Consider the following 20,386-nt stretch of genomic DNA (forward strand, 5'->3'; position numbering starts at 1 on the left):
ATGCAACAACTTTAATAGAGTATATACACCAGTATTTCCTTCGTATTTCTGTATGAAAATTAGCCGTTAATTAATTGTTAACAAAATATTTCAATGAATACATATGCTTATTTGTCGGTCTATTAATATTAATTGTAATAAAATATTTGTTTTTATTACGAATATAGAAGAAATAAAATTGTAGTGTTAGAATATTCCCACTTAAAAACCGAGATCCCTTTGATGACTGAATTACAAAACGATACTTATTTACGTGCATTATTACGCCAACCTGTAGATTACACTCCCGTATGGATGATGAGACAAGCTGGACGCTATTTACCTGAGTACAGAGAAGTACGCAAAGGTGCAGGTGATTTTATGTCGGTTTGTAAAAACGCCGAATTAGCGTGTGAAGTTACTATTCAACCTTTACGCAGATTTAAGTTAGATGCTGCTATTTTGTTTAGCGACATTTTAACTATTCCTGATGCTATGGGTTTAGGTTTATATTTTGAAACAGGTGAAGGTCCTAAATTTGAAAGACCAATCACATGTAAAGCTGATGTATTGAAAATTGCAGTGCCTGATCCAGAAGATGAATTAGGTTATGTAATGAATGCTGTTCGTACTATTAAGAAAGAGTTAAATGGTAGTGTTCCGTTAATTGGCTTTTCTGGTAGCCCGTGGACTTTAGCAACTTATATGATTGAAGGTGGAAGTTCTAAAGCTTTTACTAAGATCAAAAAGATGATGTTTTCAGACCCACAAACATTACACATTTTATTAGATAAGTTAGCTGACTCTGTTATTAGTTATTTAAATGCGCAAATTGCTGCTGGTGCTCAGTCGGTAATGGTATTTGATACTTGGGGTGGTGTTTTATCTCCTCGTGACTATAAAGATTTCTCTTTACAGTATATGGCTAAAATAGTTGATGGTTTAACGCGTCATGCTGACGGTCGCCAAGTACCAGTAACTTTATTCACAAAAAATAGTGGCATGTGGTTAGAAGATATTGCCGCAACAGGTTGTGATGGTGTTGGTTTAGATTGGACGATTGATATTGAAGCAGCTAAAGCGAGAATTGGCGATAAGGTTGCACTACAAGGTAATATGGATCCTTCGATGCTTTATGCTCCGGTTGAACGTATTGAACAAGAAGTTGCTAAGATTTTAGCTGGCTTTGGTGATGGCGGTACAGGTCATGTATTTAATCTAGGTCATGGTATTCACCCTGATGTGAATCCTGAGCATGCTGGTCACTTTATTGAGTCGGTTCATCGTTTGAGTAAGCCTTACCACAAGTAAGATAGTTGATAAGCTAAACTAGAAGTTATTTAGTTATAAAAAAGGAGCCTAGGCTCCTTTTTTGTTAGGTTCACTTTTACATTTCTATAAAAGTGAACAGGTATAGCTAGTATTATTAACGGATCATCAAGAATAAACTTGAGTTGCCACGGATAACGTTTAAAGCAAATACGTTGTCTTGTTTTTTCAGGATAGCTCTTAATTCTGCAATGTTGTTAACTCTTTGGCGGTTAACACCAATAATTAAGTCACCTGAACGTAAACCTGCCATAGCCGCTGGACTACTTTTATCTACTTCTGGTACCTCGATACCTTGGCTGTTACTGCTGTTTTCTAGTTTTGCACCTTCTAGCATGCGGTGAATACTTTCAGCCTCTACATTCGCCATTTCAGATTTCTTAAGAGTTACTTTGTAGGTTTTCTCTTTTCCATCTTTACGGATAACGGTAATTTTTACTTTTTTACCTGCACCGATAGAGCCTATTTTTCCGCGTAGTTCGTTGAAAGACTTAACGGCTTTACCATTTACTTTGGTAATTACGTCGCCAGCTTTAATACCCGCTTCTTCAGCTGCTGAACCAGGTGTTACTTGTTCAACAAATCCACCTTGGTTGGTTTCAAGTTCCATTGCTTTAGCAATATCGCTTGTTACGCTTCTGCCTTGAACACCTAACATGCCTCGGCGTACTTCACCAAATTCGATAATTTGGCTAACTAGGTTATTAACCATTGAACTTGGTATAGCAAAACCAATACCTACGTTACCACCACTTGGACCTAAAATAGCGGTGTTAATACCGATAAGCTCACCTCTAAGGTTTACCAGTGCGCCACCTGAGTTACCACTGTTTATGGCAGCATCGGTTTGAATAAAGTCTTCATAGTTTTCTATATTTAAACCGGTACGGCCTAAAGCACTAACAATACCTGATGTTACAGTTTGACCTAAGCCAAATGGGCTACCAATGGCAATAGCAAAGTCACCAACACGAATATTATCTGAGTCAGCTAGTTTTATTTCTGTAAGGTCTTCATGATCAATTTGCAGCAGGGCGATGTCGCTGTATTCGTCAGAGCCAATTTTTTTAGCTTCTAGTTGGCGACCATCTTTTAACGTTACAATAATCTCATCGGCTTCTGCAATAACATGATTATTTGTCACGATATAACCTTCGCTTGCATCGACGATAACACCAGAACCTAAACCTCTAAATTCCTTTTCTTGTTGCTGACCTCTGTTACCTTGTCGGCCAAAAAAGAATTTGAATGCTTCTGGAACGTTGTTTTTAACTTCGTGGGTACCTTTTACTGATATCAGTACTACGGCAGGTGTTACCTGCTCGAGCATTGGAGCTAAACTTGGTAAAGTTTCACCGGCTACGGCAAAAGGTAAATTTGCGCTAGCCGGTAAGCTGGTTAACGCGATTGAGCTGGAAAGCAAAGCTGTACTTACAATAAGAGAAAGTTTTTTCATATTTTGATTAACTCCTTAACAAATAAACAAAATTTTATATATCCGTTGCCATTCAATAAGCAGGTTTCTTTGGGAAGTAAAACAATTTAAGCAGCAATTTCGCGTTTCAAACGCAATCTAAGTAGTCGCGTTCATGTCAGTAAAAGTATTAAGTTTAAGTAATGGATATTCTCTTACTAAAATTAATAACGCAGCATAAATTGTTTTTAATCCCATCGAAGAAACGCTTGAGAGAAGTCATTTCTTCGATAACGTTTTTTATGAGGAATAAATCATTAATAAAAAACGTTACCTTGAATTGTTCTCACTCAAGTGTTCTGGTGTAAGCATCTTGAGTGGCAGCGGGCATCAATATTATATGTATGCTCTGAGTCTTTAATATTTAACTAAGTTCCTTTTTTTCAACTTCAGGATTTGTAACACTTTGTGTTTCATCTTTAAATAAGCCACTCGGATTCCCTGAATAGTCGAGAGGCGCTTCAGTGATTTCTACGTCTTTCTTATTCGCTGAACTTGCATCTCGTAGCTTAATTGTTTGTGCTAGTTGATCTTGTGTTTCTTGTGAGAAAAATGGCATAGCAGAAGTTTCGTCTGGCGTAGCTTCTTGTAATAATTTTGTACTTTGTGCCATTTGTATCATGGCGTCTTTACATGTTGAGTGCATTTGCTCAAGTAACTTAGCCGAGCTTTCTAAATGTTCTGCAACATTGGCTTTATATTCTTCTAAAGCTTTTTCGCCTTGATCAAGTTTATTGGTGAGCTCTTGGTTCTCTTGAGAAGTGCTGCCCATAAACTTATTTACTATTAAACCAACAAGTAAACCCACAACGAAAATAACTAAACCGATTATAAGTGTCATACACAAACTACCTTTGATAAATGAAATAAAAATTTAAACTTGGGCTCTTCACAAAAGTTATGAGATTTAGTTTAAAAATAATGTTTTGCCTTGTTATACTTGAGTTTCTCTATATATAGAATATGTTTACAAAAATTTAAATTTCAAGCATTCCTAACTAAATATATTGTTTATTAATCTAATGGCCATTGTATGATAAAAATCACCCCTATTGAAAAGTATAATTTAGATTTAAAGCAAGAAGGATTTCAATACGACGCAGCACAAGAAAATGCAGTGCAGTGCTTACAACGATTATTTGATGATTTGAGTAATAAACCAGTACCTGTTTCTGGGTTTAAAAAAGTGCTTAATCGTTGGAAAAAAACTTACTCAAAGCAACAACCATCAAATATTAAAGGTTTGTATTTTTGGGGCGGAGTAGGGCGTGGAAAAACGTATTTAGTTGATACCTTTTTTGATTGCTTACCTTTTGAAAACAAAACGCGTGTGCATTTTCATCGCTTTATGCATCGTGTACATGAAGAGTTAAAAACTCTGCATGGCCAATCAGATCCTCTTAAAATTATTGCCGAGCGCTTCGCTAAAGAAACCTGCATTATTTGTTTTGATGAGTTTTTTGTTTCAGACATTACCGATGCGATGATCTTAGGGACATTGTTTGAAGAGCTATTTGCCCGCGATGTTATTTTAGTGGCAACTTCGAATATTATTCCTGACGAGTTATATCGTAATGGTTTACAACGTGAACGCTTTATTCCTGCTATTAAATTAATTAATAAACATTGCGATATTGTTAATGTAGATAGCGGTGTTGACTATCGATTAAGAACGCTTGAGCAAGCTGAAATATTTCATTGTCCACTAGATGAACAAGCCAGTAGCAATTTAAATACTTATTTTAATCAGTTATCTGTAGAAGAAGGTATTAGTGGTAAAACCATAGTGATTAATAATCGTGATTTACTTTCTGTTCAAGAATCGAAAGGTGTTGTGCATTTTGAGTTTTCGGTTTTATGTGAAAGCGCACGTAGCCAAGGCGATTATATGGAAATTAGTAAGCTGTATCATACGGTATTAATGGCGAATGTAACGCAAATGAATGCTGAGCATGATGATTCAATAAGACGTTTTATTGCCCTTGTGGATGAGTTTTATGAGCGAAATGTTAAGCTAATTATTTCAGCTGAAGTTGCTTTAGAGAAGTTATATATTGGCGAGCGTTTAAGTTTTGAATTTAAACGTTGTTTGAGCCGACTACAAGAGATGCAATCACATTCTTACCTTGCGAGTGAGCATATTCCGTAAATACTTTGATAAGTTTAAAAAATAACCTTTTTTTTATCGAAGAACTTCTGTATAATCCGCGCTCCCTGCGTTACAAAGGCCTGGTGTTTTTGAATATCAGGCACGGACTCGATACTCGAAGGGGTAGAGCGTAGTCTTTTAACGGGTGATTGAAAATTTTTAATCACTATTTAAAGTAACATTTATATAATTGGGTTTCTTAATGAAAACTTTTGTAGCTAAACCAGAAAGCGTTGAACGCGAATGGTTCTTAGTGGACGCCGAAGATAAAACTTTAGGTCGTATCGCTACTGAAATTGCTAGCCGTTTACGCGGAAAGCACAAGCCAGAATACACTCCTCATGTTGACACTGGCGATTACATCGTTGTTATCAACGCTGAGAAAGTACGTGTAACTGGTAACAAAGCGAAAGGTAAAATTTACTACTCGCATACTGAATATGTTGGCGGCTTAAAGCAAATTAGTTTTGAAAAACTAATTGAAAAAGCTCCTGAGCGTGTTATCGAATTAGCGGTTAAAGGCATGTTACCTAAAGGTCCTTTAGGTCGTGAAATGTACCGCAAGCTAAAAGTGTATGCTGGTGCTGAGCACAAACATACTGCACAACAACCACAACTTTTGGAGCTTTAAGCAATGGCTGATAATCAATATTACGGTACTGGTCGTCGCAAGAGCTCAACTGCTCGTGTGTTTATGAAAGCTGGTAACGGTGCAATTACAATTAACAAGCGTGATATTTCTGTTTACTTTGGTCGTGAAACGGCTCGTATGGTTGTTCGTCAACCATTAGAATTAGTAGAAATGCTTGAGAAGTTTGACTTTAACATCTCTGTTGTAGGTGGTGGTATTTCTGGTCAAGCTGGCGCAATTCGTCACGGTATTACTCGTGCATTAATGGAGTTCGATGAAACTTTACGTGGTGATCTACGTAGAGCTGGTTTCGTTACTCGTGATGCTCGTAAAGTTGAACGTAAGAAAGTTGGTCTACACAAGGCTCGTAAAAAGCCACAATTTTCAAAACGTTAATATTTACCAATACGTTATATTCAAAAAACCAGCTTCTGCTGGTTTTTTTATGTCTGCTTTTTTATTTTCTCATCATTTTTTTTATATTTTCTATAAACCTTTGAATTATTGCTAAGTGCAATAAATTATCTTGGCATAAATTACGATTTTATTGTTTTCAATCAATATTTTTCTATAAAAAATCAGTCAAAATTTTCTGTCGTTATTTTTATTCCCTCTCGAATGCTCATAAAATAGTCTAAGCTATTGGTAGAGATAAATAAGACTAAGTTGTAAGTGTTTACTTTTAATAACTGATGCGTGTTTTTTATACAAATATTTACTGTTTTATTGGGTAATAAAACCTTTATTTAAAATGAATGAGAATCATTATCAATAAAGGGTTGGGGAAAGCAAATTGATTAGCCATAACTGCTGAATTACCTTGTAAAAAAACACTGATTTCTTTATGATCGTAAAAATTTTTTTGTCGCTAGTTTAATAAAACCGTCGTAATAAAATTTTGTTTGAAATAAGAAAAATTATTATTGTGGTAATTGAATACTAATTGGAGATCTTGAATGAGCAATGTGCCCGTTAATAACGGCCGACGACGCTTTTTGACTGCTGCTACTTCTGTAGTTGGTGGCGTAGGTGTAGTTGGTGTAGCTGTGCCTTTCATTGGCTCGTGGAACCCAAGTGCTAGAGCGAAAGCTGCTGGTGCTCCGGTTGAAGTTAATGTAAGTAAAATTGAGCCAGGCCAAATGATCCGTGCTGAATGGCGTGGTAAACCTGTGTATATAATTCGTCGTACTGACGCTATTGTGGAAGCTTTAAGCAAACATGATTCTCAGTTACGTGATCCAGAGTCTGCTGAACCTCAGCAACCTGAGTATGCAACTAATCCTTACCGCTCAATTAAACCTGAGTTTATGGTAGCGTTAGGTGTTTGTACTCATTTAGGTTGTGCTCCTACTCATCATAAAGGCGACTTTGAAGAGTTTGTTACTGGTGTTAAAGATGGTTTCTTCTGTCCGTGTCATGGTTCTAAATTTGATATGGCTGGCCGTGTATTCCAAGGCGTACCTGCACCTTTAAACTTAGTAGTTCCTGACCACTCTTTCCCAACTGAAGACACCTTATTAGTTGGTGTTGCACCAGGAGAAGCATAATGAATAGCTTTATGGCTTGGATCGAGAAACGCTTACCTTTCATGGATGCCATGAATAAGCATGCTATTCAATATCCAGCACCTAAAAATTTCAATTTTTGGTATGTGTTCGGTATTTTAGCAACTGTAGTTTTAGTAAACCAAATCCTTACGGGTGTTTGGTTAACAATGAATTATGAACCATCTGGCGATGGCGCATTTGCTTCTGTTGAATATATTATGCGTGATGTCGACTACGGTTGGTTATTACGTTATATGCATTCTACGGGTGCTTCAGCATTCTTCATCGTAATTTATTTACATATGTTCCGCGGTGTTATGTATGGTTCTTACCAGAAACCACGTGAACTTCTATGGATCTTCGGTATGCTAATTTACTTAGTATTAATGGCTGAAGCGTTTATGGGGTACTTATTACCTTGGGGTAACATGAGTTACTGGGGTGCGCAGGTAATTATTTCATTATTTGGTGCTATTCCTGTTATTGGTGAAGACTTAACAATTTGGATCAAGGGTGACTATGTTATCTCTGGTGCTACGTTAAACCGTTTCTTCGCATTACATGTTATTGCATTACCACTTGTTCTTGTAATTCTTGTGTTCTTACACATTTTAGCATTACATGAAGTAGGTTCTAACAACCCAGATGGCTCTAATATTAAGAAGCCTAAAGGTAGTATGAAACCTGAAGAATTATCTAAATTTACTTTCCATGAGCAATATACTAAGAAGTATGACATTGTTGATGCGATACCATTCCACCCTTACTACACTGTTAAAGATTTAGTAGCGGTTGTTATATTCTTGATTCTATTTTCTTGGGTAATGTTCTTCTTCCCTGAAGGTGGTGGATATTTCCTTGAGCCGCCAAACTTTACGCCTGCGAATGGTTTGAAAACTCCTGAGCATATTGCTCCAGTTTGGTACTTCGGTCCTTTCTACACGGTATTACGTGTTATTCCTGATAAGTTATTAGGTATGATTGCGATGTTTGCTGCAATTGGTATGTTATTCGCTTTACCTTGGTTTGACCGTGGTGTTGTTCGTTCATTCAGATACCGTAGTAAATTACATCTTTTAAACTTAACTCAGTTTGCAATTTGTTTTGTTGCTTTAGGTGTTTTAGGTACAATGCCAGCTTCAGATCTAGCTAACCTAATTGGTAGACTTGCAACTTTAGGCTATTTTGGTTTCTTCGTTTTCCTATGGTTCTATAGTAAAGGTGAGAAGACTAAGCCAGTTCCAGAGAGGGTAACAGGATAATGAAAAAATTCATTTTAGCTTTATTAGCACTTGCTCCTATGCTTGCTATTGCAGCAGGCCCTAGCTTACATTTAGATAGCGCAGATAATGATTTATCAGATAAAGAGTCACTTAAACGTGGTTTCGAGTCTTACTTAAATTACTGTTTAGGTTGTCATCAACTTCAGTACCAACGTTATGGTCGTACGTTTGACGATTTAGGTATAGATCAAGCTGAAGGTGTTAAAAATTGGATGCCTACTGGTGAGAAAGCAGGTGATCATATTTTAAATACGATGCCAGCCAAAGATGCAGCTGCTTGGTTTGGTAGCACACCACCAGACTTAACATTAGAAGCTCGTTTTAGAAGCCCTGATTATATTTACACTTACTTACGTTCTTTTTATGTTGATGAGAATCGTCCGTTTGGTGTAAACAACAAGGTTTTCCCTGATGTTGGTATGCCGCATGTACTACAAGGTTTACAAGGTGTTCGTACAGTAAATGAACATGGTGAACTTGGAGAAGCACAAGGTGGGTCAATGACTGAAGAAGAGTATGATGCTTTTGTTCGAGATTTAACCAACTTTTTAGAATATACTGCAGAGCCAAACAAACTTGAGCGTAAGAGCTTAGGTTACTGGGTTATCGGTTTTCTATTCATCTTCTTGATCTTCGCGTACTTATTGAAGAAAGAATATTGGAGAGATGTACACTAGTTAATAGCTGTGTATTGTATCTTTCTTGATTGGGGGCTTTGTGCCCCCTTTGTTAGTTTTTATTTAAAGAATTTTGGGAGTCAAAATGGCCGTAACTGCAAACAAACGCTCTGTTATGAATTTATATTCACATGCTGATGACATGTATAGTCATCAAACACGCATAGTATTAGCAGAAAAGGGTGTTGGCGTAGACATACACCTAGTTGATTTGGCAAACCTGCCGGAAGACTTACTAGACCTAAATCCATACGGTACTGTTCCAACGCTTATCGATAGAGAATTAGCGTTATATGAAGCAAGTATCATTATTGAATATTTAGATGAGCGTTTTCCTCATCCACCATTAATGCCTGTATACCCAGTTTCACGTGGTAGAAGTCGTTTAATGATGCACAGAGTTGAACAAGATTGGTATAGCCTAGCTAAGACTATTTATAACGGTCCAGCTGACGCTGCTGCTAAAGCACGCCAAGAACTTAAAGAAAGTTTATTAAGTGTTGCGCCTATCTTAAACGAAGCACCATACTTTATGAGTGAAGAGTTTAGCTTAGTTGATTGTTACTTAGCTCCGTTATTATGGAGATTACCTGTATTAGGTATTGAGCTTGATGGTCAAGGTTCTAAAGAATTAAAAACTTATATGTTACGAGTTTTTGAACGTGAATCTTTCCAAGCTTCTTTAACTGAGTCTGAGCGTGAATTACGTTTTGGAAATCCAGTATAGTGTCTGATGTTAAGATGACATCCAACAAGCCTTATTTAGTTAAAGCTTATTACGATTGGATTTCAGATAACGAATTAACACCTTACATCATGGTAGACGTTAATGTTTACGGTGTTTTAGTTCCTATGGCTTATGTTACCGACGGTCAAATAGTTCTAAATGTATCTGGTGGTGCTGTAGGTGTTATTTCTTTAGGAGCTGACACTATTGAGTTTAGCGCTAGGTTTGGCGGTAAGCTTGAGCACATTGTTGTGCCTTACGGCGCAATAGGCGCGATATATGCGAAGGAAACGGGTGCTGGCACCTCGTTACCTATCGAACATCCTATTGAGCAAGAAGAAGAGCCTAAAGCTACTTCAACACCTCGAGCTACATTAACGAGTGTTGATAATAATAGCCAAAAGTCTTCTTCATCAGCCAAGCCGAAAGGCGGAGCTACGCTGAAAGTGATTAAATAACCTCAACTCGGGATAAGCAAAGTTACTCAATATGCTATTTTTAAGCCTAACATCGTTGCCTACATGGATGTAGGTACTTAGTTTTTATCGGGAATAAAAAAACTGTGTATTCGTTACCAATAGCCAGCTATTGGATACACAAATCCGCCTTGCTAGGCATAAAACTATCAATATAGAGTCATCATATTACATGTAAAGTACTCTGATGGTTCTTTAATTTATTGATAAATAATTCTTTTTATTGAATGTTATGACATTCATTATCCCGAATTGAGGTTAAATAACCTCAACTCAGGTTAAGCTACATAGGTTTAAAACTTATTTAGCAGAAACAAAAAAGCAAGCTTAGTCGCTTGCTTTTTTTGTGCTCAAATTTTACTAAGAAACGTTTAGTTCATAACTAAACGTCGTTTCGTTTATAGGTATTCAAACAACTTGTATACTCGACTTACACCGGTTAGGTTACGGGCAACGTCAACAGCTGTATTTGCTTGAGCTTCAGGTAGTAAGCCCATTAAGAATACTTCTCCATTTTCAGTTACAACCTTAACATCTTTGGCATTTACATTGTCTTCAGCTAACAAAGCTGCTTTTACTTTAGAAGTAAGCCATAAATCATTACTTTTAGTGGTAGTAGAAATGATGTTGCCAATTCTAATTTGGTTATGAACCGTTAAAACACCATTGATGTTACTTAGGGTTTTCATGACTTGATCACGTAGTTGAGTCGTAGGTGCCTGACCAACCGCTAATACACTACCGTTAACGCTAATTACTTGAATGTTAGTGTGTTCACTTAATTCAGGCATTTTAGCTAACTGATTGTGAGCAACTAGTTCAATACGTTGGTCATCAATTTGTTTACCTAGTGTTCTATTGTCGGTTGCAACACTTGTACCGCCAACAATAGCGACAACAGCAGCAGCCGCACAACCTTGTAATATAGTTACACAAGCTAATACGATGAGTGATTTCTTAAATTGCATTGTTAATCTTCCGCTTGAGGGAATAAAGTTGTGTCGATAATATCGCACAGACTATGAATAACAAGAAGGTGAACTTCTTGTATACGTGATGTTCTTTCAGATGGAACTCGGATCTCTACGTCGTTCTCGCCAAGTAAACCAGCGATGTCGCCACCGTCTTTACCTGTTAGAGCAATAATAGGGATATCTTTCGATACAGCAACTTCTATGGCTTTAATCACGTTACGTGAGTTACCACTCGTAGATATAGCTAATAGCACATCGCCACTATTACCTAGAGCTCTTAATTGCTTAGAAAATACTTCATCATAACTATAATCGTTAGCTATAGACGTTAGGGTTGATGTATCTGTTGATAATGCAATTGCAGGCAATGGTGGACGTTCTGTTTCATAACGATTTAGAAGGCCTGCTGTAAAATGCTGTGCATCGGCTGCTGAACCACCGTTACCACAAGATAATATTTTATTTCCTGATAAAAGGCTTTGAACCATAATCATACTGGCTTGTTCTATAGGACCAGAAAGTACTTCACTTGCGGCAATTTTTGTTTGGATACTTTGTGTAAAGTTACTTTTTATTCTTTCTAACATAGCATTAATGAGTTCCGTAGGGGTTAAAAGGCATTTTTAAGCCAATTAATATTGGGATTTTCTATGTCACCTTCCAGTGCAACGATATCGAATCTACAAGGTGTATTATATTCATTTAATTGTTTTAGTTGCAGATAAAACTTAGCACAAAGGCGAAGTTTTTCTTGCTTGCTTGGGCTTACTGCCACTAGGCTGCCACCAAAGCTATTATTTTTCCGATATTTTACTTCAATAAAAACATAAGTACTGCCATCGAGCATAATAAGATCAATCTCTCCATATTTACTATGAAAGTTTTGATCTAGAAATGTTAAATTTTGTAAAAGCAGATACTCACAGCTAAATTTTTCCGTAATCTTACCTGTTTCTGTGGTGGTTTGCTTTCTATTCCATATCCACTTCTTTAACTGTTCCATTGTTATATTGTCCCCAGAGAATACTTCGAGAAATAATATTGTTCTTATCCATATTTAATTCACCTGTTTGTCCGAAGTGTCTTAAATAAGGTAGGTCTCTCATTAGTTCTAATTTAGGCATAATTTGTAAGCTATCGAAGCCTAAAGCAAATATACGTTGCAGGCTTTCTGGTCTATTAGGCCAAAGTTGATCACTGATCGTATATTGGGTTTTATTTTGTGCTTGGCTTTCTAGTAACCAAGGGATTTCAGAAAAGGTTAAGCCAGACAAGTCTCTTATTTCAGCATCTTCAGTTGCACCTTTGTGACTTAACGAGCTTGCAAACATTGGGATAGTGTCAGAGTAGGTACTTGTATTCACATCAATAAATGGCTTTATTAGTCGAGTATATTGCGATGGAGCCGCAATAAATATCATGTCTATATCGCGTCTATTACGGTTTTCAGTTTTAATCTTTTGGCTAATTTGAGCTTCAAGATTACGAATACGCGCAGTACTTACATCAATGTCTAAACTTGTTTTAAGGTCTTTTTGCATATCTTGATTTGGTGGTAGTTGCACTGTTTCAAGTAAGTCGCCCGTTAACTCTTGCCATTTACTAACAAACGAAGCGGCTATCTTACGACTTGCGCTATCTTGCGTGGCAAATAAAACAGGATGTTTATAATTTCTATTTGCAAGAACTGTAGCTGCTTGAATAGCTTCGTCCTCTCTTTTCATTGAAAGAGCGAAATGGTTGTAAGCTAAGTTACCTAAAGTCGGTATGTTTAATAATAGCGTAAGTTGCTGTATTTCTGTTTGAGCAATATATTCATCAACATTAGGCTTGAGTAATGGCCCAATAACATGATCGATTTCTTCATCTTTAAAGCGTTGAGCTAATGTTGTGAAATCAAGATCTGTTGTATCAATAAAAGTTAACAAGGTTTGGTCGTTATAGCCTGCTAATATACCTTGTTGAACGATTTCTCCAATGCTTTCGTGCTTACCTGAAAGTGGTAACAAAATAGCGATATGGTTAATTACTGGTGTGTCTGCTTGGCTTACAAGAAGTAGTTGCTCAGCAATAAATTTAGCTGGATGGTTATAATATTTAGCTTGGAATTCGATAACTTTTTGATCGAATATTACTTTATTGTCGCCCCATTTATTGGCTTTTAAAATTAAGTCTAACCAGCCTTCAAAGTAAGGTGGTTTTAGGTTTTTTAACTGTTGAAGCTCCCAATTTGATAATGAGCTAAGCTCACTCCATAAAGTCATTAGGTTGCTGTTGTCTACGTGAGTATTTTGGCTAAAAGCGAGTAAGGAAGCATTACTTGCGCGAATGTTGTTATTCTTTTTCTTTTCAGAAATGGCAGTAACCACATAGTATTGATAATTAGGTTCTACATCTTCCTCAGCAATAAAGTTGTTAGCTAAACTTAATTGCGCTTCAGCTTCTTTGTTTTTATCTAACGCAAATAAACTTTCCGCTCTGATAAGGTAGGTATTAAATAATTCTTCATTACTCAGTGGTAATTTAATTAACTCACCAGCTAACCATAACGATTTAACATAATTTTTTTCATTATTATAAGTTTGTGCTGCTTTAAGCATGAGAAGAATAGCATCTTCAGGTGATGCATTTTTTGCATCTCGCAGATAGTCTTTCGCAGTTACGCCTTGTTCAACCTCTAATACGGCTTCTTCATTCGTTACCGGCTGAACGGTTTTAGGTTTTTTTTCAGGGCTAGCACAACTAGAAACTATCAGAATGGTGATAAAAACTGATAATATGCGTTTTTTGAAAGAATATACTGTTGTTTGGGTCACTTATAATAGATCCATGCGTCATAATATCCCTTATAATAAACGTCATCCACTTCAGTCTCAACTATAGCGAACATATTACATGCAAACATCTATCGACGCGGGCACTTTGTATATTGTAGCCACACCTATTGGCAACCTGGGTGATATTTCACAAAGAGCTTTAGACGTTCTAACTCAAGTAGACCTAATCGCATGTGAAGATACGCGTCATACTCAAAAATTACTTTCGGCTTATAGTATTAAAAATAAAACGATGTCGATGCATGATCATAACGAACGTCAACGACAAGAGCATATAGCCAAGTTGCTAACAGAAGGGCAAAGTATCGCGCTGGTATCAGATGCTGGAACGCCTTTGATAAGTGATCCTGGCTTCCATTTAGTTAGGCATTGTCGTCAACAAGGCTTAAAAGTTTCACCAATTCCTGGGGCTTGTGCTGCAATTGCTGCTTTATCTGCGGCTGGGTTACCGACAGATAGGTTTTCATTTGAAGGTTTTTTACCGTCTAAATCAGGTGCGCGCCAAGCAGCATTATTAAATCTTGCCAATGAAGAAAGAACTATGGTGTTTTATGATGCACCAAGACGAGCGATTGATACCGTTGCAGATATAGTTACCGTGTTAGGCGGCGATCGTTATGTGGTTATCGCACGTGAACTAACCAAAACTTTTGAAACCATTTATTCAGATACCGCTGAAAACTTATTAACTTGGTTAAATGAAGATCCAAACCAACTAAAAGGTGAAATGGTACTTATTATTGAAGGTTTTAAAGTTGACCCGAATGCTATTTCCCCAAAAATTATTGATACTCTTAAGTTATTGTTAAAAGAAATGAAACCAAAAACAGCTTGCGCAATAACTGCCGAGATTTATGGTGTGAAGAAGAATGCACTTTACGATTTTGCCTTAGAGTTAAAAGGATAATAATCCAACAACTGAAGCCTTAAACTTCATAAACATCTAAGTTATTAACGTATTTCAGCCATACATCTTATTTTGCTATTGGTGATATCAGGTATTTACTGTAGAATGCGCCGCGAGTTGATCAGACAATCGCTGCTTTATCGTTGTATTTAGTGCTTCGGCATTTTATATACGGGTAGGGGGGAGGAAAGTCCGGGCTCCAATGAGCAGGGTGCCAGGTAACGCCTGGGCGGCGCAAGCCGACGACAAGTGCAGCAGAGAGAAGACCGCCGATGACCGCTTGCGGAACAGGTAAGGCTGAAAGGGTGCGGTAAGAGCGCACCGGACCACTGGTAACAGTTGGTTGCAGGGTAAACTCCACCCGGAGCAAGACCAAATAGGGTTTCATATGGCGTGGCTCGCGTTGAAACCGGGTAGGTTGCTTGAGCCTTAGAGCGATTTAAGGCCTAGACGAATGATTGTCCTAGACAAAACCCGGCTTATCGGTCAACTCACTAAATTCAATTAGACGAATGATTGTCCTATCCGCTATACCTAAACTCAGCGGCTTATCAGTCAGTTCGCTAAATTCAATTAGACGAATGATTGTCCTATCCGCTATACCTAAACTCAGCGGCTTATCAGTCAGTTCGCTAAATTTAAAGAATACAGAAAGCCTTAACAGAAATGTTAGGGCTTTTTTGTTTTTTAGGATTTGTTATTGAAAGTTTGGATAGTAATCTGTTTTTGCTATTTTTTGATAAAATAAACAAGCTAGACAATTAATTGTCCTATCCGCTAAATCTAAACTCGGCGGCTTATCGGTCAACTCACTAAATTCTAAGAACAAAAAAAGCATAGCCGGTTACCCAGACTATGCTTTATTTTTTAACACTAATAAGTCTTAATACTTTTTAGTTCATATACTTATTTAAAACTTGTAGCTGATACCAACTTCTAATGAGCGCTCTGGACCAACATAAATACCTTGGCGTAAACCAGTAATATAGCGTTTATCAGTCAAGTTTTTAACAGAACCAAATAAGCGTAAATTAGTTGCTACATTATATTGTGCTGTTAGATCTAGCAATGTATAAGATGGAAGTAAACCACCCCAAATACCGCCTGCTGCATCTGTTGGGATCTCTTCAGTATTACTAGCATCACCGTATTGTTCGCCTCTATGGTGAACCGTTAAAGCTGTGCTTAAGTTTTCATATTGGTAGTTGAATATAAGATTAGCTACAAATTTTGGCGCATACGGTAATCTATTACCTTGGTTTTCACCACTTTTAAACTCTGAAGTAGGAACCCAAGTAGCATTAGTGTCGACACTAAAACCACCACCTATCACATAGCCTAGCACGAACTCCATACCTAGATGCTCAGTTTCACCACCGTTAGATTGTGATAAGTTTGGATCGCTATTACCCGTAACTACCTGATTACTGAAATCCATAGCAAAGGCAGCAATTTCATAATTGATATCTCCCTTATTGCCACGAAGCCCCAATTCATAATTAGTTGAACGTTCACCGTCTAAGTCTTGATCAGTAAGTCCATCAAGTGCTACACCATTAGAAGCAGGTGAAAACGCACGGTATACACCACCGTAAACTTGTGCTGAGTCGCTTAGGTTATAAGTAACCCCAACACCCGGTAAAACTTCAGTATTAGTGGTTTTAGCTGTGCTATTATTTTCGGTTAATATCACACGTTTTTGTTCGTATGATTCAACTCGTAAGCCTGGAGTAACCGCAAATTGTTCAGTTACTTCAATACGTGTTTGACCATGAGCAGCAAAACTGTCTGCAGAATCAATTCTATGTCTGTCATTAATACCCGTACGATCAGCAGCACGTGTAGCTCGGATACGAGTATCATCTGATTCTTCTTGCATAAATCGTAAGCCGAATTCACTGTCTGCAGTCATACCAAATAACTGATGATCGAGTGTTAAACGGGTTTCTATACCTACACGATCAAATGAGCGGTTATTACCTGTTAACGTGTCTTCATAAACCCATCGTCCAGCAGCGTTTGAAGCTTCAGTATCAACATCGTAACGCCAATAATCACGAGTTACTTCACTCCAATACACTAACGTTTTTAATGTAGCTCGACTAGATATATTCCATTCATGATTAATATCAAAAGCGGTACGGTCTGTTAAAAAATTATCATCGGCGCCAGGGTTATAATCAGCACCAGCTAAGTAATCATCTCTTAACAAACCACGGTAAGAAATATCTGCATCGTTTTCATAGCGTGAAACTTTAATACCAATCTTTTGACCGTTACTTAAAATAACACCAGCTTTAGCCATGACATCAGTCATTTCATAGCCTTTATCCATAAAACCATCACTGCTAGCATGGGTTGCCACAATACCAGCGAAAGCATCACCAGATTCGTTTTTTCCACCAGCCTCTAAGCTAAGTTCTTGCATGTTAAAAGAGCCAGCTCTAGCTGTAAGCATAACACCGTCATCAGGTGTTTTTGTTTGGTAATTTATTACGCCACCGATAGTTGAAGGACCATAGCGAAGTGACGATGAACCTTTCAATACTTCAACTTGCTCTATACGTTGAATACGAGGATTGTAGTAACGTTCATTACCAATAAATAAGCCCGGCGCTACAGGAACACCATCTTCTAACATTAGAGATTTTGATTCACTCGCAGATAAACCACGAATACCAAAGTTAGCTACAATTGAAGTTTCTTCTTCGCTTTTAGTATTTATGCCTGGAATGCGACGTAAAATATCTTCAGTAGATAGCGGCTGAATTTTCTCAATTTGTTGGCGATTTACCACTACAACAGAACCGGTATGCTCTAATATTACGGAGTTTGCATTGCCAAACACATCGATAACTTCCATTGCTGGCATAATTGTTTGGTTTTCGTTTTCTTCACCACTACCTTGCTGTTCAGCAACAGTATTTAATGATACTAATGCTAACGTAATTGCTAGCGATAGCGATGACTTAGTTGTCCGCATAATGGTTATCCCCTGAAGATTAAATATACTTATAATAAAATTGAGCGCAATTAAATCATAAAACATAATGCGAATCAATATCATTTGGTTTGAGTTTAGTTATAAACAAATAATAGGTTCTAGTACTTGCAACAAAATTGATTAATCTCAGAGAGGGTTAAGCCTAGCCTTCTTTATTCTTCTCTATCTCATTATGTTGTTCAGTTAAGAATCAGAAAAACAAATGAGGTATAATATTTCCAATTAGATTAACAAAAGGTTTATTAATAACATGGCTAATCAACCCCGCACTAATGTTCCTGTAAGCGTACACACCCTTGATGATTTGGCTAAGTTAACAGATTACTCTTTACTGAATAATCTTAACTGTGATCCTGATGCTACTGAAACTGGCGACGATTATGAGCCAAGACAAGTTTTCTCTGGCCATTATGTCCCTGTTAAACCTACTCCTATTGCTAGCCCAAAATATATCGCCCACAGTGAAACATTATTTGCTGAATTAGGTTTTGATAACAATCTAGTTCACAGCGAAGACTTTGCTCAGCTTTTTACTGGCGATATCTCTAATGTGCCAGCACCTATGCATCCATTTGGCTGGGCTACTGGTTATGCGCTATCTATATATGGAACCGAGTACATTCAGCAATGCCCTTTTCGAACAGGCAATGGCTATGGTGATGGTCGAGCTATTTCTGTAAATGAATCTGTTATCAATGGGCAGCGTTGGGAAATGCAGTTAAAAGGTGCAGGGCCAACACCATATTGTCGTGGAGGAGATGGTAGGGCTGTATTACGTTCTAGTATTCGAGAATTTTTAGTGCAAGAACATATGCACGCTTTAGGGGTACCAACATCTCGCTCACTATGCTTGTTCGTCTCACAATCAGAGCAAGTAAATCGCCCTTGGTACTCGGAAGGCTCGTACTCAACAAATCCTGATATGTCTGTTTATACTCCAGTGGCTATTTCAACTCGTGTTGCGCCTTCGTTTTTACGTGTAGGTCAACTTGAACTGTTTGCACGCCGCGCTCGTTTTAATTCTCATCCTGATGCATTAAAAGAGTTAGAGATGATTGTATTGCATTTGATCGATCGTGAATATCAAGGTGATGTTGACCGCGAGCTCCCACTTGCAGATAAAATTCTACAATTAGCAACTGTATTTCGTGATCGACTAACAAGCTTGATCAGCCATTGGATGCGAGTAGGTTATTGCCAAGGAAACTTTAATAGCGATAACTGTGCCTGTGGCGGCTATACCCTCGATTATGGTCCTTTTGGTTTTGTTGAAAGTTTTGAACCTTATTACCAACCTTGGACGGGAGGCGGGCAACATTTTTCGTTTTTCAATCAAGGCGCTGCCGCAAAAACTAACTTCAACATGTTTTGTAAATCTTTATCGGCTTTGCTTGCGTTAGACCCTGATGCATTAGAAGAATTGAATAAGATAAATAAAGGCTTTGATTCAGAAATGGAAGATAAGATGCAAAACATGTGGGCATCTAAACTAGGCTTAAAATCCTTTGATAATGAGCTAATTGAGCAGTTGATCTCCTTGATGGTAAAAACGTCTGTCGACTACACCATTTTCTTCCGTGAACTTTCTAATATTCCAGAAGATATTTCGGGTATAGCTAATAGCTTTTATACTGAGCCGGCAGAACAATTGAAACAACAATGGGCACAGTGGCTACAGAATTGGCGAGGACTGTTGGATATTGATGGCGATGATGATGAAAAGTCGCAAAGAATACATTTAATGCAACAAACTAACCCAAAATATAGTTGGCGAGAATGGTTAGTAGTGCCAGCATATCAAAAAGCTAATCATGGTGACTTTACACTTGTTCATGAATTACAAAAGGTATTAACCCAACCTTATAATGAACAATCGGAAGAGGTTGAAGAAAAATACTACAGCTTAAAACCACAAGCCTTTTTTGACGCAGGTGGTGTGTCACATTACAGCTGCTCTTCTTAAATAGATAAGGTGCATACAAGTAAGTTTAAGTAACCTGAGCTCGGCTTAATATATTCTTCTCTACCAGCTACTTTTACTTGCTTCATCGTTAAATTTACTTGCAATAGGCTAGCTATTGACGCGAAATTTGCCTTGAAGCAAGAAAAACTATCAAGCTAGAGTATAAGTTAAATTTTATTAGTAATTATTTCAATGAATTAAAAACATCTTAAGCCGAGTTCAGGTTAAGTAACCTGAGCTCGGCTTAAGATGTTCTTCTCTAACAGCTACTTTTACTTGTTTCATCGTTAAATTTACTTGCAATAGACTAGCTATTGACGCGAAATTTGCCTTGAAGCAAGAAAAACTATCAAGCTAGAGTATAAGTTAAATTTTATTAGTAATTATTTCAATGAATTAAAAACATCTTAAGCCGAGTTCAGGTTAAGT

The 20,386-nt window shown here is 37.4% G+C and carries 18 protein-coding genes and 1 other RNA gene; 12 read left to right on the plus strand and 7 right to left on the minus strand.

Annotation, left to right across the window (positions count from 1 at the left end; genetic code table 11):
• Nucleotides 1–222 precede the first annotated feature (222 nt).
• On the plus strand, nt 223–1,290 hold the full coding sequence (gene hemE, locus Q5N69_RS01910; protein ID WP_304367114.1) for a uroporphyrinogen decarboxylase: 1,068 nt from the start codon (nt 223–225) through the stop codon (nt 1,288–1,290).
• Nucleotides 1,291–1,405: 115 nt separating this feature from the next.
• Here the strand turns inward: hemE and Q5N69_RS01915 are convergent, their stop codons facing one another.
• Together Q5N69_RS01915 and Q5N69_RS01920 are read right to left on the minus strand one after the other, a co-directional pair.
• Nucleotides 1,406–2,764 carry a Do family serine endopeptidase gene (locus Q5N69_RS01915; protein ID WP_304367116.1) on the minus strand — a complete coding sequence of 453 codons (1,359 nt, stop codon included), beginning with the start codon at nt 2,762–2,764 and terminating at the stop codon, nt 1,406–1,408.
• A gap of 382 nt (nt 2,765–3,146) precedes the next feature.
• Complete coding sequence (locus Q5N69_RS01920; RefSeq protein ID WP_304367118.1) at nt 3,147–3,623, minus strand: YhcB family protein; 477 nt, start codon at nt 3,621–3,623, stop codon at nt 3,147–3,149.
• A gap of 192 nt (nt 3,624–3,815) precedes the next feature.
• On the opposite strand from Q5N69_RS01920, the gene zapE reads away from it, so the two are divergent.
• The 8 genes from zapE (at nt 3,816) to Q5N69_RS01960 (ending at nt 10,254) form a co-directional block, all read left to right on the plus strand.
• Nucleotides 3,816–4,931 carry a cell division protein ZapE gene (zapE, locus tag Q5N69_RS01925; protein WP_304367120.1) on the plus strand — a complete coding sequence of 372 codons (1,116 nt, stop codon included), beginning with the start codon at nt 3,816–3,818 and terminating at the stop codon, nt 4,929–4,931.
• A gap of 202 nt (nt 4,932–5,133) precedes the next feature.
• Nucleotides 5,134–5,562, plus strand: a complete 429-nt coding sequence (gene rplM / locus Q5N69_RS01930; protein WP_304367121.1) for a 50S ribosomal protein L13 — start codon at nt 5,134–5,136, stop codon at nt 5,560–5,562.
• A gap of 3 nt (nt 5,563–5,565) precedes the next feature.
• On the plus strand, nt 5,566–5,958 hold the full coding sequence (gene rpsI, locus Q5N69_RS01935; RefSeq protein ID WP_304367122.1) for a 30S ribosomal protein S9: 393 nt from the start codon (nt 5,566–5,568) through the stop codon (nt 5,956–5,958).
• 560 nt (nt 5,959–6,518) lie between these two features.
• The gene (gene petA, locus Q5N69_RS01940) at nt 6,519–7,109 is read left to right on the plus strand and encodes a ubiquinol-cytochrome c reductase iron-sulfur subunit (protein ID WP_304367123.1); all 591 of its coding nucleotides are present in this window, start codon (nt 6,519–6,521) and stop codon (nt 7,107–7,109) included.
• Nucleotides 7,109–8,371 carry a cytochrome bc complex cytochrome b subunit gene (locus Q5N69_RS01945; protein WP_304367124.1) on the plus strand — a complete coding sequence of 421 codons (1,263 nt, stop codon included), beginning with the start codon at nt 7,109–7,111 and terminating at the stop codon, nt 8,369–8,371. The genes petA and Q5N69_RS01945 overlap by 1 nt, the downstream gene beginning before the upstream one ends.
• A complete protein-coding gene (locus Q5N69_RS01950) occupies nt 8,371–9,069 on the plus strand; it encodes a cytochrome c1 (RefSeq protein WP_304367126.1) in 699 nt (232 codons plus the stop codon). Before Q5N69_RS01945 ends, Q5N69_RS01950 begins: the two co-directional genes overlap by 1 nt.
• Before the next feature lie 85 nt (nt 9,070–9,154).
• Nucleotides 9,155–9,796, plus strand: a complete 642-nt coding sequence (gene sspA, locus Q5N69_RS01955; protein WP_304367128.1) for a stringent starvation protein SspA — start codon at nt 9,155–9,157, stop codon at nt 9,794–9,796.
• A gap of 14 nt (nt 9,797–9,810) precedes the next feature.
• Nucleotides 9,811–10,254, plus strand: a complete 444-nt coding sequence (locus Q5N69_RS01960) for a ClpXP protease specificity-enhancing factor (protein ID WP_304367332.1) — start codon at nt 9,811–9,813, stop codon at nt 10,252–10,254.
• 416 nt (nt 10,255–10,670) lie between these two features.
• On the opposite strand, the gene Q5N69_RS01965 is transcribed toward Q5N69_RS01960, so the two are convergent.
• Genes Q5N69_RS01965 through Q5N69_RS01980 form a run of 4 tightly spaced genes read right to left on the minus strand, consistent with a single transcriptional unit; the run spans nt 10,671 to nt 14,062 of the window.
• Complete coding sequence (locus Q5N69_RS01965) at nt 10,671–11,240, minus strand: BON domain-containing protein (protein ID WP_304367130.1); 570 nt, start codon at nt 11,238–11,240, stop codon at nt 10,671–10,673.
• A gap of 2 nt (nt 11,241–11,242) precedes the next feature.
• Nucleotides 11,243–11,833 carry a phosphoheptose isomerase gene (locus tag Q5N69_RS01970; protein ID WP_304367132.1) on the minus strand — a complete coding sequence of 197 codons (591 nt, stop codon included), beginning with the start codon at nt 11,831–11,833 and terminating at the stop codon, nt 11,243–11,245.
• Nucleotides 11,834–11,856: 23 nt separating this feature from the next.
• Nucleotides 11,857–12,249 carry a YraN family protein gene (locus tag Q5N69_RS01975; protein WP_304367134.1) on the minus strand — a complete coding sequence of 131 codons (393 nt, stop codon included), beginning with the start codon at nt 12,247–12,249 and terminating at the stop codon, nt 11,857–11,859.
• Entirely contained in the window at nt 12,218–14,062 is a 1,845-nt protein-coding gene (locus tag Q5N69_RS01980; RefSeq protein WP_304367135.1) for a penicillin-binding protein activator, read from the minus strand. The genes Q5N69_RS01975 and Q5N69_RS01980 overlap by 32 nt, the downstream gene beginning before the upstream one ends.
• A 79-nt stretch (nt 14,063–14,141) precedes the next feature.
• Between Q5N69_RS01980 and rsmI the strand changes: the two genes are divergently transcribed.
• Nucleotides 14,142–14,990 (plus strand): 16S rRNA (cytidine(1402)-2'-O)-methyltransferase, encoded by an 849-nt coding sequence (rsmI, locus tag Q5N69_RS01985; RefSeq protein WP_304367137.1) that lies wholly within the window; start codon nt 14,142–14,144, stop codon nt 14,988–14,990.
• A gap of 113 nt (nt 14,991–15,103) precedes the next feature.
• Nucleotides 15,104–15,488: RNase P RNA component class A (rnpB, locus tag Q5N69_RS01990), an RNA gene on the plus strand.
• 412 nt (nt 15,489–15,900) lie between these two features.
• Here rnpB and Q5N69_RS01995 read toward each other — a convergent pair.
• Nucleotides 15,901–17,973, minus strand: coding sequence for a TonB-dependent siderophore receptor (locus tag Q5N69_RS01995; RefSeq protein ID WP_304367139.1), 2,073 nt, complete (start codon nt 17,971–17,973; stop codon nt 15,901–15,903).
• Between the two features lie 271 nt (nt 17,974–18,244).
• Between Q5N69_RS01995 and Q5N69_RS02000 the strand changes: the two genes are divergently transcribed.
• Complete coding sequence (locus Q5N69_RS02000) at nt 18,245–19,957, plus strand: YdiU family protein (RefSeq protein ID WP_304367141.1); 1,713 nt, start codon at nt 18,245–18,247, stop codon at nt 19,955–19,957.
• Nucleotides 19,958–20,386: the final 429 nt, after the last annotated feature.

This window comes from Pseudocolwellia sp. AS88 (assembly GCF_030551755.1).
Classification (GTDB): Bacteria; Pseudomonadota; Gammaproteobacteria; order Enterobacterales; family Alteromonadaceae; genus Pseudocolwellia.